Below are 14,004 nucleotides of genomic sequence, written 5' to 3' on the forward strand. Positions count from 1 at the left end.
TGCTCACGAGTCTTTGCGGGTCGGCTCTTCGACTTTTTCAGCCTGCACGTCGAAGGTACGACGCTCGGTGATCGGCTGGGTGGCCTGTGGGTGCACAGGCTGGGCCGGAGGCACCGGGTTGACGACCGGGTCGGCCGGCTTCTCATCGTCGTTCATGGCTTTGCGAAAGCCCTTGATCGACTCGCCCACGTCGGTGCCGAGGTTTTTCAGTTTCTTGGTGCCGAACACCAGTACCACCACCACCAGAATGACGATCCAGTGTTTCCAGTCAAAAATGCCCATGCTGCAATTCCTCTGTAAAAGTTATTCAGGCGGACGGGCGCGAGGCCTTTTCGGCATGCCCGGACAAGCCGAAGCGACGGTCCAGTTCATCCAGCACTGCCTGTGGATGCTGCCCCAGTTGGGCGAGCATGACCAGGCTGTGGAACCACAAGTCGGCGGTTTCGTAGATCACATCACTGCAGTCGCCGCTGACCTGGGCGTCCTTGGCGGCGATGATGGTCTCGATGGATTCTTCGCCGAGTTTTTCCAGAATCTTGTTCAAGCCCTTGTGGTACAGGCTGGCGACATAGGAGCTGTCGGCATCCGCGCCTTTGCGGTCTTCCAGCACCTGGGCCACACGGTTCAGGGTATCGCTCATGTTCAGTGTCCTGCGGAGTAGATGGCGTGCGGGTCTTTGAGCACCGGCTCGACAACCTTCCATTCGCCGTTCTCGAACACGCGATAGAAGCAGCTGTGACGGCCGGTGTGGCAGGCGATGTCGCCGATCTGCTCGACCATCAGGATCACCACGTCGGCGTCGCAGTCGATGCGCATCTCGTGCAGGGTCTGCACATGCCCGGACTCTTCGCCCTTGCGCCACAGTTTGCCACGTGAGCGTGACCAGTAGATGGCACGCTGCTCAGCGGCAGTCAGGCTCAGCGCCTCGCGGTTCATCCAGGCCATCATCAGGACGCGCCCGGTCTTGTAGTCCTGGGCAATGGCCGGCACCAGGCCGTCACTGTCCCACTTGATCTCGTCCAGCCAGTCTTTCATGTTCGGCTCCGGCAATTTGCGACAGTGTATAACCGGATTGGCTATCGACGCACGATCAGATAAACACCCACGGCGACCATGATGCCGGCCGGCCAGTGGCCCAATTGGTTCAGCGGCCCGCCGATGGCCAGCATCACGCCACCCACCAGGTGCGCTGCGCCGAGCAGGCGCAGGAACCAGTCGTCCTTGCGCTTCTGCCATGGCGGCGCCGGGTCCTTGGCATGGGGCTGGGACATGCGCTCCAGCAGGTCGCGGGTCATGTTGGCCAGGTGCGGCAGCTGTTCCATCTGGCTGTGCAGGTTGCCCAGCAAGGTTTTCGGGCTGACGCGCTCGCGCATCCAGCGTTCGAGGAACGGCTGCGCGGTGTTCCACAAGTCGAGGTCCGGGTAGAGCTGGCGGCCCAGGCCTTCGATGTTCAGCAAGGTCTTCTGCAGCAGCACCAGTTGTGGCTGCACTTCCATATTGAAGCGGCGCGCGGTCTGGAACAGGCGCATCAGCACCTGGCCGAAGGAAATATCTTTTAATGGTTTTTCGAAGATCGGCTCGCACACGGTGCGGATCGCCGCTTCGAATTCATTCAGCTTGGTTTCTGCCGGCACCCAGCCTGAGTCGATGTGCAACTGCGCCACACGGCGGTAGTCACGCTTGAAGAAGGCGAACAGGTTGCGCGCCAGGTAGTCCTGGTCTTCCGGGGTCAGGCTGCCGACGATGCCGCAGTCGATCGCAATGTATTGCGGGCTCCACGGGTTGACGGTGCTGACGAAGATGTTGCCCGGGTGCATGTCGGCGTGGAAGAAGCTGTCGCGGAACACCTGGGTGAAGAAGATCTCCACGCCGCGCTCGGCGAGCATCTTCATGTCGGTACGCTGGTCGGCGAGGGTGGCGAGGTCAGTGACCTGCACGCCGTAGATGCGCTCCATCACCAGCACTTTCGGGCGGCACCAGTCCCAATACACTTGTGGCACATAGAGCAACGGCGAGCCTTCGAAGTTGCGTTTGAGCTGGCTGGCGTTGGCCGCCTCGCGCAACAGGTCGAGTTCGTCGTAGATGGTTTTTTCGTAGTCGGCTACCACGTCCACCGGGTGCAGCAGGCGTGCATCCGCCGAGAAACGCTCGGCGGCGCGGGCGAGGATGAACAGCCACGCCAGGTCCTGGCCGATGATCGGCTTGAGGCCCGGACGAATTACCTTCACCACCACTTCTTCGCCGGTCTTGAGCTGCGCCGCGTGCACCTGCGCCACCGACGCCGAAGCCAGGGGCTCGACGTCGAAGCGGCTGAACACCTCGCTGATCTTCTTGCCCAGTTGGTCTTCGATGAGCTTCATCGACTGCTGGGAATCAAACGGCGGTACGCGGTCCTGCAACAGCATCAGTTCGTCGGCGATGTCTTCCGGCAGCAGGTCGCGGCGGGTCGACAGAATCTGCCCGAACTTGATGAAGATCGGCCCCAGGTCCTGCAGCGCCAGGCGCAGGCGCGCGCCACGGCTCAGCTCCAGCTGTTTGCGCGGGAACCAGCGCCACGGCAGCACATAGCGCACCGCGAGCAGGAACCAGGGCAGAGGCAGGGCGAACAGCAGGTCATCGAGGCGGTAGCGGATTACGACGCGCTGGATACGAAACAAACGGCGGACGGCGAGCAGCTTCATGCGTTATCGCTTGGATCAAGGGAACGGCTCAGGCGCTCGAAGCGGGCCTCGAGGCGTTCCAGGTCGATTTTGGCCTTGTCGAGTTCACGAAAGCGCGCTTGCGCTTCCCGTTCTCCGACCAGGGTGCGCGATTCTTCGCTCAGGTATTCGGCGAGGTTCTGATTGAGGCTGGCAAACCCCTGCTGGTACCAGCGCGAGCGGCTGCGCAGGTGTCCGCTGATCAGTTGGGTGGCCACGGGGCCGATCCAGCGGGACAGCTCGTATTCCCAGTCCAGCTCCAGGTCCTGCAGCACGGCGGCCAGGTCCATCAGCACCGCGCTGTCGCCTTCCAGCTCCACTTCGGGGCTGTGCAGGATGGCGGTCTTGTTGCGACTGAGCGCCAGGTGCAACAGGCTCGAGGCCGGCGCACGCAGGGTGCAGTCGGCCTCGGCGGCCCATTGGGTCGCGAGCAGCAGGCCTTCATCGCTGGGCAGGATAAACAGCTGCAAGGCGGGGCTGCGGCAGTCGACGGCAATCACCTTGCCGGTCAAGTGCGCCAGCCGCGCCAGGGCGGTGCTGTCCAGGCGCAGCACACGGTTGAGGCCGTGCTCTACGCTGGCGAGGAGGCCCGCGAACAACATCAGGGCTTGATGCCGCGGTGCAGGGCGACGATGCCCGAGGTCATGTTGTGGTAGGTCACGCGGTCGAAACCGGCCTCTACCATCATCGACTTCAGGGTTTCCTGGTCGGGGTGCATGCGGATCGATTCGGCCAGGTAGCGGTAGCTCTCGGCGTCATTGGTGATCAGCTTGCCCATCAGCGGCATGAAGGCGAACGAGTAGGTGTCGTAGACCTTCGACATCAGCGCATTGGTCGGCTTGGAGAACTCCAGGACCAACAGGCGGCCGCCCGGCTTGAGGACGCGCAGCATCGAGCGGATCGCGTCTTCCTTGTGGGTCACGTTACGCAGGCCGAATGCGATGGTCACGCAGTCGAAATGGTTGTCGGGGAACGGCAGTTTTTCCGCGTCGGCCTGGACGAATTCGATATTGCCGGCCACGCCCTTGTCGAGCAGGCGGTCACGGCCGACCTTGAGCATCGAACCGTTGATGTCCGCCAGGACCACCTGGCCGGTCGGGCCAACCAGCTTGGAGAACTTGGCTGCCAGGTCGCCCGTGCCGCCGGCGATATCCAGCACGCGGTTGCCGGTGCGAACACCCGACAGCTCGATGGTGAAGCGTTTCCACAGGCGGTGCATACCGCCGGAGAGCACGTCGTTCATCAGGTCGTACTTGGCCGCTACGGAGTGGAACACCTCAGCGACTTTTTCCGCTTTCTGGCTTTCCGGGACGTTCTTGAAGCCGAAGTGAGTGGTGGGTTCGGCATCGCTGCCTTTGCGCTGATCAGTCATATCGCTGTCACCAAAAGAGAATGCGGGACATGATAATCCCCAAGGCCTGCTTTGTCTTGGCAAGGCTGCAGGTAAGATGGGCGGTCACCGAGACCTTTTGCCGCATCGAAGGTATTCAAATCCCTATAAAGAGGAGTCATTGCAATGGCCCGTATAACCGTTGAACGTGCACATTCCCTGGGTAAAGAAGGCGCACGGGCAAAGGCCGACAAGTTGGCGCACAAACTCCAGGAGCAATATGGCCTCGAGCCGTCGTGGTCCGGCGATACCTTGAACCTCAAGCGTTCGGGGGTTAAAGGCACGGTAGTCGTCGCTGATGATTCACTGCGTATTGATGTGGAACTGGGGCTGTTGATGTCGGCCATGAGTGGCACGATCAAATCCGAAATCGAGAAAGCCCTGGATAAAGCCTTGGCCTGATCCGCGTGTACTTAGGGTGCCGATTCTAATTTTCCAGCCTACTTTGTGCCCAAGCCCTCAACTCCTGTGGGCCGTTCCTCCCCCCTTTTTCGCGTGAGGTGCACCATGGCCAAAGTTATTCTGAAGAAAAAAATCGACGCCCAGACCACTGCCCTGAGTGACGTTAAAACCTATGCCCGCAAGATTTGGCTGGCGGGTCTTGGTGCCTACGCCAAGGTCGGAAGCGAGGGTAGCGACTACTTCAAAGAGCTGGTTAAGACTGGTCAACATGTTGAAAGTAAAGGCAAAAAAGTTGCAGTTGAACAACTTGATGCTGCCAACAGTCAGATTGATCAAGTAAAGAGTAATGTCTCCGCGGTCAAAGGTCTGGTAGAAGTTCAGCTGGATAAAGTTGAAAAAGCTTTTGATACTCGTGTCGCCAGTGCCTTGAATCGAATCGGCATTGCGTCTAAACATGACGTGGAGACACTCTCTGCTAAGCTCGAAGAGCTGACGGCATTGCTCGAACGTGTCGCGCGTAAACACTAAGGAGACATCGGGATGGCTGTTAAAAAGACTACTCAGAAAGAAGGCAGCTCGTGGGTCGGGAAAGTTGAAGAATATTCCCGCAAGATCTGGCTGGCTGGTTTAGGCGTTTACTCGAAGATCGACAGTGACGGCAGTAAACTCTTCGAGACTTTGGTCAAGGACGGCGAAAAGGCCGAGAAGTTGACCAAGAGCACAGTCGGTAAACAAGTTAATGCCGCCAAGGCGACTGCCGGTTCACGCATCAGTGATGCGAAGAAACAGGTACTGGGTACTTGGAGCGAGCTTGAAGGGGCACTGGATACTCGCCTCAACAAAGCCATCTCGCGACTGGGCGTGCCTAGCCGTACTGAAGTGAAGGCCCTGCACACCAAGGTCGATACCCTGACCAAGCAAATCGAAAAACTCACGGGCGCCAAAGTGGCTCCGGTTAAAACCGCTGCGGCGAAACCGGCTGCCAAGCCAGCGGCCAAAACTGCTGCTGCCAAACCGGCCGCCAAGACCGCTGCCAAGCCTCTGGTGAAAGCTGCCGCCAAGCCGGCTGCCAAACCTGCGGCCAAGGCCCCTGCAAAAGCCGCGGCGAAACCCGCCGCCAAGCCTGCAGCCAAGACCGCCGCGGCCAAACCGGCCGCCAAGCCTGCGGCTAAACCTGTAGCGGCTAAAGCTGCAGCCAAGCCAGCGGCCAAACCGGCTGCCAAGCCTGCCGCCAAAGCAGCAGCAAAACCGGCCGCCAAGCCGGCAGCGAAAACCGCAGCAGCCAAACCTGCCGCCAAGCCAGCCGCCAAGCCAGCTGCCGCGAAACCGGCTGCCAAGCCCGCTGCTGCCAAACCGGCCGCCGCCAAGCCTGCGGCAAAACCCGCCGCCGCGAAGAAGCCCGCTGCAGCGAAAAAACCCGCAGCGGCCAAACCCGCCGTAGCGGCCAAGCCTGCCACCGCGCCAACGCCAACCGCGTCCTCAGCCAACTCGGTTTCCGCACCGACGCCCGCTGCTGTCACCCCGACTGCAACGCCGGTAACCCCGACGCCATCCAGTCAGTCCTGATTTCTACAGGACACAAAAAAACGCTCGGCCTACAGAGGTCGGGCGTTTTTTTTCATTTCTAATCGGTGTGATCCAGGTATTTGAGGGCCAATCGCTCGGTCGCCTGGCGTGCCGGCAACATCAAGTGCGGCGCCACCAGCATCATGATCTGGTACACCACCACCCGCACTTCGCCGTCGCGGTCGAGAATGCGCTGGTAGTCCAGGGAGAACAGCAGGGTCAGGGTGATCTGCTCCACCAGTTGCCCCAGTGCCTGGGTATCGCTGACCAGTTGCCCCGCCGTCTTCAACCGCGCCAGCAATGACGCCAGGGTGCGCTTGAGTGCAGTCAACAGGCCACGAATCCCCTTGGCCAGCTTCGGCAGGCGGCCGGCCAGGTTCGACAGGTCCTGGAACAAAAAACGGTAGTGCGCCATGCGCTCGACGATCAGGTGCAGGAACAGCCAGTAATCCTGGGCCTCCAGTTGCGCATCTGCCGGTGGGTCGAGCAGCGGCGCCAGCTCGTTCTGGAAGCGCTCGAACAGCCCGAGCACCAGCGGCTCCTTGCCATGGAAGTGGTAGTAGAGGTTGCCGGGGCTGATCCCCATTTCATTGGCCACCTCCATGGTCGACACGTTCGGTTCGCCCTTCTGGTTGAACAACTGCAGGGCACATTCAAGGATACGGTCGCGGGTCTTCATCCAGTCTTCTTAATGTGATCGTTGAGCTCAGCGCACCCGCACGTAAGTGCCTGGCGCCGCTTCCATCGGTGGATAGTTCTGGTTGCCCAGGGCGGTGAGGGTTTCGCGCTGTACGCCCGAGCGTTGCTGGATCCAGGTCAGCCACTGTGGCCACCAGCTGCCTTCGACGTGATCGGCGTCGTAGTACCAGGCACGCGGGTCGCTGCTCAGCTTGGGGTTTTCGACGTAGTTGGCCTTGGGGTTGCCCGGCGGGTTGAGGATGCTCTGGATATGCCCGCTGTTGGACAGCACGAAGCGCCGCTCGCCGCCCAGCAGTTGGGTGGAGCGGTACACCGCGTCCCACGGCGTGATGTGGTCGTTGATCCCGGCGACGCTGAAGCTGTCCACCGTGACCTTCTGTAAGTCGATGGGCGTGCCGCACACCTCCAGGCCGCCCGGATGGCTCAACGGGTTGTGCTTGAAGAAGTCCAGCAGGTCGCCATGCAGTGCGGCGGGCAGGCGCGTGTTGTCATTGTTCCAGTACAGGATGTCGAACGCCGGTGGCTCCTTGCCCAGCAGGTAATTGTTGATCCAGTAATTCCAGATCAGGTCATTGGGACGCATCCAGGCGAACACGCGCGCCATGTCGCGGCCGTCGAGCACGCCTTGCTGGTAGGAGCGGCGCTTGGCCGCCTCCAGGGTTTGCTCGTCGACAAACAGCGTGGCGGGGCTGTCGATCTGGCTGTCCAGCAGGCTCACCAGGTAACTGGCACTGGAGATGCGCCGCAGCTGGCGCTTGGCTTGCAGATGGCCTTGCAGGGCCGCGATGGTCAGGCCGCCGGCGCAGGCGCCCATCAGGTTGACTTCGCGGGCACCGGTGATCGCCCGGCACACGTTGAGCGCTTCTTCCAGCGCGGCCACATAGGTGGAAAGGCCCCATTCGCGATGGCGTACGTCCGGGTTGCGCCAACTGACGATGAACGTCTGCAGGCCGTTCTTCAGCGCGTACTGCACAAAACTGTTGGCCGGGCTCAGGTCGAAAATGTAGTACTTGTTGATTTGCGGCGGCACGATCAGCAGCGGCTTGGCGTACTGCTTTTCGCTCATGGGCTTGTACTGGATCAGCTCCAGCAGCTCGTTGCGAAACACTACCGAGCCCGGCGTGGTGGCCACGGTCTTGCCGACCTCGAAGGCCTGCTTGCTCACCTGGCGTGGCAGGCCGTGGTTGTGCAGCAGGTCGTCGAACAGGTTGCTCACGCCGCGCACCACGCTGTTGCCGCCGGAGTTGAGCAGCTCCTTGATGGCCAGCGGGTTGAGCAGAGTGTTGGACGGCGAGACGGCGTCGTTGATCAGGGCGAAGGCAAAATGCGCACGGGCGCGGTCATCGGCGCTCAAGGTGCTGTCATCGATCCAGTGGCGGGTCTGTTTCTGCCAGCTCAGATAGGCTTGCAGGCTGCGCCGGTAGAAGGGGTTGAGGGCCCAGGTCGGGTCGACAAAGCGGCTGTCGCGGGGATTGGGCTCGTGCACCGTTTCCCCCAGCAGTACGCGGCCCAGTTGACCGCCCAGCGCGAGCGCGTGACGGGCGGTATGCACCGGGTTGCGCAAGCCATGGGCGGCGACGCTGCGCAGGGTCGAGAGCAGATCCCGGCCGCGCAGGCCGGTGATCGCATTTTGCGCGTTGATGAACGCAGCGGGGGTGGGCGCCGGGTTCGTCACGGGTCTTTCTCGCATGAGCCAACACTCCTTCGTCAAGCCATCAACAGGCACGCCAATTCAGAACCATAGCCGGTTCTCGGCAAGTTGCGCGGCGGCGCAGTCCTTACACCGCCGGTCGCGGGTGAATCACCGCCCGCAGACGCTCCTCCTCGAGAAACTTCATGATGATCGGAGCCACGGCTTCCGCGCGGGTGATCAGGAACAGATGGCCGTCATCGATGATGTGCAACTGCGCGTTGGGAATGCGCCAGGCCAGCATGCGCATGTTGACCAGCGGGATCAGCGGGTCGTCGTCCCCGGCCAGCACCAGGGTAGGCTGGCGGATCTTGTGCAGCCAATGAATGCTGGTCCAGCCAAGCCCCGCGAACAGCTGCCAGTAGTAGCCGAGCTTGCCGGCCGAGCGCACTTTGCTGGCGTGTTCGGCGGCCAGTTTCGAGTCGCGGCGGAACGAGCCGCCATAGATCATCGGCGCAATGCGCACCACATGAGAGGGCTGGATATAGCGCCGTGGGCTCGCCATCAGCCACAGCACCTTGGGTTTGCCCGGCACCATAAAGGCGCCGGCGGCGGTGGCGGCCAGGATCAGCTTCTTGCAGCGCTCCGGGTAGTCATAGGCAAACTGCTGCGCCAGCGCGCCGCCCCAGGACACGCCCACCGCGTTGACCTGGCCGTAATCCAGGTAATCGAGCATGCGCGCCGTGAGCTTGGCCAAACCAGGAAACCGGTACGGCCGGCTGGGCGTCGAGGAACCGCCCACGCCCGGCACGTCGAAGGCGATCACTTCAAGGTCAGGGTCCAGGGCCTGGACGAACGGAAACACCAACTCAAGGTTGGCGCCGATGCCGTTGAAGATCAGCAACGGCGTCAAGTGCGGCTTGCCCGGGCGCACCGCCGTGCGGATGGTCTGGCCATCCAGGTCGATGGTGCGGAAGATGAACGGTTGCGGCATGGGCTTACCCTGCGAAGTGGCGCACTATTTCCCTGTCGGAATTCGGTCAGTGTGGGAGCGGGCTTGCTCGCGAAAGCGGTGTATCAGTCGAGTAAATAGTGACTGATCTAGCGCATTCGCGAGCAAGCCCGCTCCCACATTTGAGCGCATTCCAGCTACAAAACGGTGGTTCGTTTAGCGTTCGTGAACGTATGTCCCCGGCGCAGCCTCAGCTGCGGCGTAAGTTTTATTACCCAAAGTTGTCGGTGCCTTCTTCAGTTTCCCCGCCCGCTCCGCCTGCCAGGCCTGCCAATGCAGCCACCAGGAATCGGTGTGCTTGGTGGCATTCTCCTGCCATTCCAGCGCCTTGCCCGCCAAGCCATCGCTGGTCTGGTAGCGCGCCTTGGGGTTGCCCGGCGGGTTGAGGATGCTCTGGATGTGCCCGCTGCTGGACAACACAAACTCGACCTTGCCGCCAAACAGCTGCGCCGACTTGTAGCAGGACTGCCAGGGCGTGATGTGGTCGTTGGTACCGGCCAGTGAATAGATATCGGCGGTGACCTGCTTGAGGTCGATCGGCGTGCCGCACACTTCCAGTGCATTGGCGCGCACCAGTGGGTTGTTCTTGAACAGTTCGATCAGGTCGCCGTGGAAGGCCGCCGGCAAGCGCGTGGTGTCGTTGTTCCAGAACAGGATGTCGAACACCGGCGGCTCGTTGCCGAGCAGGTAGTTGTTCACCCAATAATTCCAGATCAGGTCGTTGGGGCGCATCCAGGCGAATACCTTGGCCATGTCGCGGCCTTCCAGCACGCCGGCCTGGTAGGAGTGGCGCTTGGCCGCTTCAAGGGTCTGCTCGTCGACGAACAGCGCCACCTGGGTGTCCAGCGTGGTGTCCAGCACACTCACCAGCAGGGTCAGGGCGTTGACCTTCTTCTCGCCCAGCGCCGCGTAGTGGCCCAGCAGCGCGGTGCAGGTGATGCCGCCGGAACAGGCGCCGAGCATGTTGATGTCTTTGCTGCCGGTGATCGCGGTGACCACATCGACGGCTTCTTTCAGTGCTTCGATATAGGTCGACAGGCCCCACTCGCGCTGCGCCTTGGTCGGGTTGCGCCAGCTGACGATAAACGTCTGCTGACCATTGCGCAGGCAGAAGCGCGCCAGGCTTTTATCCGGGCTCAGGTCGAACACATAGAATTTGTTGATCTGCGGCGGCACCACCAGCAATGGGCGCTCGTGCACCTGCTCGGTGGTCGGCTTGTACTGGATCAGCTCCAGCACGTCGTTGCGAAACACCACGGCGCCTTCGGTGGTGCCCAGGGTCTTGCCTACTTCGAAGGCACCCATGTTGACCTGGCTCGGCATGCCGCCGTTGTGCACCATGTCCTTGGCCAGGTGGGACAGGCCATCGAGCAGGCTCTTGCCGCCGGTTTCAAAGAAGCGCTTGACCGCTGCGGGGTTGGCCGCGCTGTTGGTGGGGGCCATGGCTTCGGTCATCAGGTTGATCACGAAGTGGCCGCGGCTGATGTCCTGTTCCGACAGGTTGCTGTCGCCGATCCACTCGTGCAGTTCCTTGCGCCACGCCAGGTAGGTCTGCAGGTAGCGTTTATAGAGCGGGTTCTGGGTCCAGGCCGGATCATTGAAGCGACGGTCGTCGCTCTCGGGCTGCAGCTGCGATTTGCCGAACATCACGTTCTTCAATTCGACGCCGAAGTGGGCCACATGCTTGACGCTGTGCAACGGTTGCTTGATGGCTTGGGTCAGCACCATCTTCGCCGAGGCGAGTAAATCCTTTTTTCGTAACGCGATGATCGGGTTGAGCCCCAAGGTGTTTTCCGAGGCCTGGCGTTTCAAGTCATCGTTATTCTTGTTACTCATCTACGACGCTCCATTGTCCGAAAGACGAGTACCGGGTACCGCTGCGCACCAGGTTTCGATACACAACACAAGCCAGGTACTGCGACTCGGGTGACCGTTGATACCGCATCGTCAAATGCAGGGAACTTGCCAGTTCCATTGGTTACCCGAGTTTAATTTTTTTCGCAAGCGGGCCAATCATTGGCCACGCGACAGGGCATTCAAGCAGATGAAATTAGAAAATGCCCTCTAAAGAGCAAGAAGCCTGGGCTAGAGCATCAGGCGCACGACCGATTCACTCGGATCGCGGGTTTTGCCGGCAGCCTTGAGCTCGACGAGATAATCGGCCCACAGCGCGTCCTGACGCACGGCCAGTTGGTAGAGGTAGTCCCAGGTGAACAAACCGCTGTCATGCCCGTCGTCGAAGGTCAATTTCAGTGCGTATTGGCCGGCGGGTTCGATCTTGGTCAAGCGTACATTGAGTTTGCCGAATTGCAGGATGGGTTTGCCGTGGCCCTGGACCTCGGCAGACGGCGAGTGCACCCGCAGCAGTTCGGCGGGCAACTGGTAGACCTCGTCTGGCCCATAGGTGAGGCCGAGGGTGTTGGAGGTTTTGTGCAGGTTGATGGCGGTAGGCAGTTTGGTCATTTGGGGAACCGCTCAGAGATGATCCTGAAGGAACCGGATCAATGTGGTAGCTGGGCTTGTGTGGGAGCTGGCTTGCCGGCGATAGCATCACCGCGGTGCTTCTGGCACTACGCGGCGATCCCATCGCGGGCAAGCCCGGCTCCCACAAAAGCCAGCGCTCACACAAGCTGGTCCGATGTAAGGCTTACAGGATATAACGAGACAGGTCTTCGTTCTGCGCCAATTCGCCCAAGTGGCTGTTGACGTAGTCCGCGTCGATCTTGATCGATTCGCCATTCTGCGCGCCCGCCATGTCACCCGCGCTGAAGGACACTTCCTCAAGCAGGCGCTCCAGCAGGGTGTGCAGGCGACGGGCACCGATGTTCTCGGTCTTCTCGTTGACCTGCCAGGCAATCTCCGCCAGGCGCTTGATGCCGTCCGGCAGGAACTCGATGCCCAGGCCTTCGGTTTTCAGCAGCTCACGGTACTGCTCGGTCAGCGACGCGTGCGGCTCGCTGAGGATGCGCTCGAAGTCGCCCGGGGTCAGCGCCTTGAGCTCGACGCGAATCGGCAGCCGGCCTTGCAGCTCGGGTACCAGGTCGCTGGGCTTGCTCAGGTGGAACGCACCGGAGGCGATAAACAGGATGTGGTCGGTCTTGACCATGCCCAGCTTGGTGTTCACGGTGCAACCTTCGATCAGCGGCAGCAGATCGCGCTGCACGCCTTCACGGGACACATCGACGCCGCCGGCGTTGCCGCGCTTGGCCACCTTGTCGATCTCATCGATAAACACGATGCCGTGCTGCTCGACCGCTTCCAGGGCCTTGGCCTTGAGCTCTTCCTCGTTCACCAGGCGCCCGGCTTCTTCGTCGCGCACCAGCTTCAGTGCTTCCTTCACCTTGAGCTTGCGGCTTTTCTTCTTGCCCTTGCCCATGTTGGCGAACAGGTTCTGCAACTGGCTGGTCATTTCTTCCATGCCAGGCGGTGCGGAGATGTCGACGCCGGAAACTTCGGCGACTTCGATCTCGATTTCCTTGTCGTCCAGCTGGCCTTCACGCAGGCGCTTGCGGAACAGCTGGCGGGTGTTGGAATCCGAGGCCGGTGCGGCGTCTTCGTTGAAGCCCATGCGCGCCGGTGGCAGCAGGGCGTCGAGGATGCGCTCTTCGGCGGCGTCTTCGGCGCGGTGGCTGACCTTGGTCATTTCCTGTTCGCGCAGCAGCTTCAGCGCGGCGTCGGCCAGGTCACGAATGATCGACTCGACGTCGCGGCCCACATAGCCCACTTCGGTGAACTTGGTGGCCTCGACCTTGATGAACGGCGCGTTGGCCAGCTTGGCCAGGCGTCGGGCGATCTCGGTCTTGCCCACGCCGGTCGGGCCGATCATCAGGATGTTCTTGGGGGTTACTTCAACGCGCAGTTCTTCGGGCAGTTGCATCCGGCGCCAGCGATTACGCAGCGCAATGGCAACGGCGCGCTTGGCATCGTCCTGGCCGATGATATGGCGATTGAGTTCATGGACGATTTCGCGGGGAGTCATGGACATAGTGTTTGGCGGCCTCAAGCAGGAATAAGCCTACGGCTTACTCGGCGAGGTCCTGCTCCTCAATGGTGAAGTTGTGGTTGGTGAACACGCAGATGTCGCCGGCAATGCCCAAGGCAGTCTCGACGATTTCGCGGGCCGACAGGTCGGTTTTCTTCAACAGTGCGCTGGCAGCCGCTTGTGCGTAGCCACCACCGGAACCCATGGCGATCAGGCCGTGTTCGGGCTCAACCACATCGCCGTTACCGGTGATGATCAGGGACGCGTCTTTGTTGGCGACTGCCAGCATGGCTTCCAGGCGGCTGAGGGAGCGGTCGGTGCGCCATTCTTTGGCAAGCTCGACAGCAGCGCGCACGAGGTGGCCCTGATGTTTTTCAAGCTGGCCTTCGAAACGTTCGAAAAGGGTGAAGGCGTCGGCGGTAGCGCCGGCAAAGCCCGCGAGAACCTGGCCGTGGTACAGGCGACGGACTTTTTTCGCGTTGCCTTTCATCACGGTGTTGCCAAGGGAAACCTGGCCGTCGCCGCCCATGACGACTTTGCCGTGGCGACGTACTGAAACGATGGTGGTCAAGGGGAGAGTCTCCACGCAGCGGGGCGAAAATGCCCTGATGGAAACTCATATGG

16 protein-coding genes are annotated in these 14,004 nt (G+C 61.3%); 3 read left to right on the top strand and 13 right to left on the bottom strand.

The window, feature by feature from the left end; translation table 11 throughout:
• Window positions 1–3 precede the first annotated feature (3 nt).
• The 6 genes from AC07SI_RS07040 to ubiE are packed head-to-tail and all read right to left on the bottom strand — an operon-like array spanning window position 4 to window position 4,071.
• Window positions 4–282, bottom strand: a complete 279-nt coding sequence (locus AC07SI_RS07040; RefSeq protein WP_012721795.1) for a twin-arginine translocase TatA/TatE family subunit — start codon at window positions 280–282, stop codon at window positions 4–6.
• 25 nt (window positions 283–307) lie between these two features.
• Window positions 308–640: a phosphoribosyl-ATP diphosphatase gene (locus AC07SI_RS07045; RefSeq protein WP_065899885.1), complete on the bottom strand. Its 333-nt coding sequence runs from the start codon at window positions 638–640 to the stop codon at window positions 308–310.
• A 2-nt stretch (window positions 641–642) separates the two neighbouring features.
• Window positions 643–1,035, bottom strand: coding sequence for a phosphoribosyl-AMP cyclohydrolase (gene hisI, locus AC07SI_RS07050; RefSeq protein ID WP_065899886.1), 393 nt, complete (start codon window positions 1,033–1,035; stop codon window positions 643–645).
• 41 nt (window positions 1,036–1,076) lie between these two features.
• The gene (ubiB, locus tag AC07SI_RS07055; RefSeq protein WP_065899888.1) at window positions 1,077–2,681 is read right to left on the bottom strand and encodes a ubiquinone biosynthesis regulatory protein kinase UbiB; all 1,605 of its coding nucleotides are present in this window, start codon (window positions 2,679–2,681) and stop codon (window positions 1,077–1,079) included.
• A complete protein-coding gene (locus AC07SI_RS07060; protein WP_201143378.1) occupies window positions 2,678–3,301 on the bottom strand; it encodes a ubiquinone biosynthesis accessory factor UbiJ in 624 nt (207 codons plus the stop codon). The genes ubiB and AC07SI_RS07060 overlap by 4 nt, the downstream gene beginning before the upstream one ends.
• On the bottom strand, window positions 3,301–4,071 hold the full coding sequence (ubiE, locus tag AC07SI_RS07065; protein WP_003171186.1) for a bifunctional demethylmenaquinone methyltransferase/2-methoxy-6-polyprenyl-1,4-benzoquinol methylase UbiE: 771 nt from the start codon (window positions 4,069–4,071) through the stop codon (window positions 3,301–3,303). Before ubiE ends, AC07SI_RS07060 begins: the two co-directional genes overlap by 1 nt.
• 144 nt (window positions 4,072–4,215) lie before the next feature.
• Here ubiE and AC07SI_RS07070 point away from each other — a divergent pair, with 144 nt between their 5' ends.
• The 3 genes from AC07SI_RS07070 (at window position 4,216) to AC07SI_RS07080 (ending at window position 6,057) form a co-directional block, all read left to right on the top strand.
• Window positions 4,216–4,491: a polyhydroxyalkanoic acid system family protein gene (locus tag AC07SI_RS07070; protein ID WP_065899890.1), complete on the top strand. Its 276-nt coding sequence runs from the start codon at window positions 4,216–4,218 to the stop codon at window positions 4,489–4,491.
• Between the two features lie 105 nt (window positions 4,492–4,596).
• Window positions 4,597–5,019, top strand: a complete 423-nt coding sequence (locus tag AC07SI_RS07075) for a phasin family protein (protein WP_065899891.1) — start codon at window positions 4,597–4,599, stop codon at window positions 5,017–5,019.
• Between the two features lie 12 nt (window positions 5,020–5,031).
• Window positions 5,032–6,057, top strand: a complete 1,026-nt coding sequence (locus AC07SI_RS07080; RefSeq protein ID WP_106805381.1) for a phasin family protein — start codon at window positions 5,032–5,034, stop codon at window positions 6,055–6,057.
• A gap of 58 nt (window positions 6,058–6,115) precedes the next feature.
• On the opposite strand, the gene AC07SI_RS07085 is transcribed toward AC07SI_RS07080, so the two are convergent.
• The 7 genes from AC07SI_RS07085 to hslV all read right to left on the bottom strand — a co-directional run bounded on the left by AC07SI_RS07085 (window position 6,116) and on the right by hslV (window position 13,951).
• Window positions 6,116–6,736, bottom strand: a complete 621-nt coding sequence (locus tag AC07SI_RS07085; RefSeq protein ID WP_065899893.1) for a TetR/AcrR family transcriptional regulator — start codon at window positions 6,734–6,736, stop codon at window positions 6,116–6,118.
• Between the two features lie 27 nt (window positions 6,737–6,763).
• Window positions 6,764–8,446 carry a class II poly(R)-hydroxyalkanoic acid synthase gene (gene phaC / locus AC07SI_RS07090; protein WP_065899895.1) on the bottom strand — a complete coding sequence of 561 codons (1,683 nt, stop codon included), beginning with the start codon at window positions 8,444–8,446 and terminating at the stop codon, window positions 6,764–6,766.
• An 88-nt stretch (window positions 8,447–8,534) separates the two neighbouring features.
• Window positions 8,535–9,380, bottom strand: a complete 846-nt coding sequence (gene phaZ, locus AC07SI_RS07095) for a poly(3-hydroxyalkanoate) depolymerase (protein ID WP_065899897.1) — start codon at window positions 9,378–9,380, stop codon at window positions 8,535–8,537.
• A gap of 174 nt (window positions 9,381–9,554) precedes the next feature.
• Complete coding sequence (phaC, locus tag AC07SI_RS07100) at window positions 9,555–11,234, bottom strand: class II poly(R)-hydroxyalkanoic acid synthase (protein WP_106805380.1); 1,680 nt, start codon at window positions 11,232–11,234, stop codon at window positions 9,555–9,557.
• Window positions 11,235–11,483: 249 nt separating this feature from the next.
• Window positions 11,484–11,861, bottom strand: coding sequence for a gamma-butyrobetaine hydroxylase family protein (locus AC07SI_RS07105; RefSeq protein ID WP_065899901.1), 378 nt, complete (start codon window positions 11,859–11,861; stop codon window positions 11,484–11,486).
• 184 nt (window positions 11,862–12,045) lie between these two features.
• On the bottom strand, window positions 12,046–13,383 hold the full coding sequence (gene hslU / locus AC07SI_RS07110) for an ATP-dependent protease ATPase subunit HslU (RefSeq protein WP_106805378.1): 1,338 nt from the start codon (window positions 13,381–13,383) through the stop codon (window positions 12,046–12,048).
• Between the two features lie 37 nt (window positions 13,384–13,420).
• Window positions 13,421–13,951 (bottom strand): ATP-dependent protease subunit HslV, encoded by a 531-nt coding sequence (hslV, locus tag AC07SI_RS07115; RefSeq protein ID WP_010563201.1) that lies wholly within the window; start codon window positions 13,949–13,951, stop codon window positions 13,421–13,423.
• Window positions 13,952–14,004: the final 53 nt, after the last annotated feature.

The organism is Pseudomonas sp. GW821-FHT05D12 (assembly GCF_059419825.1).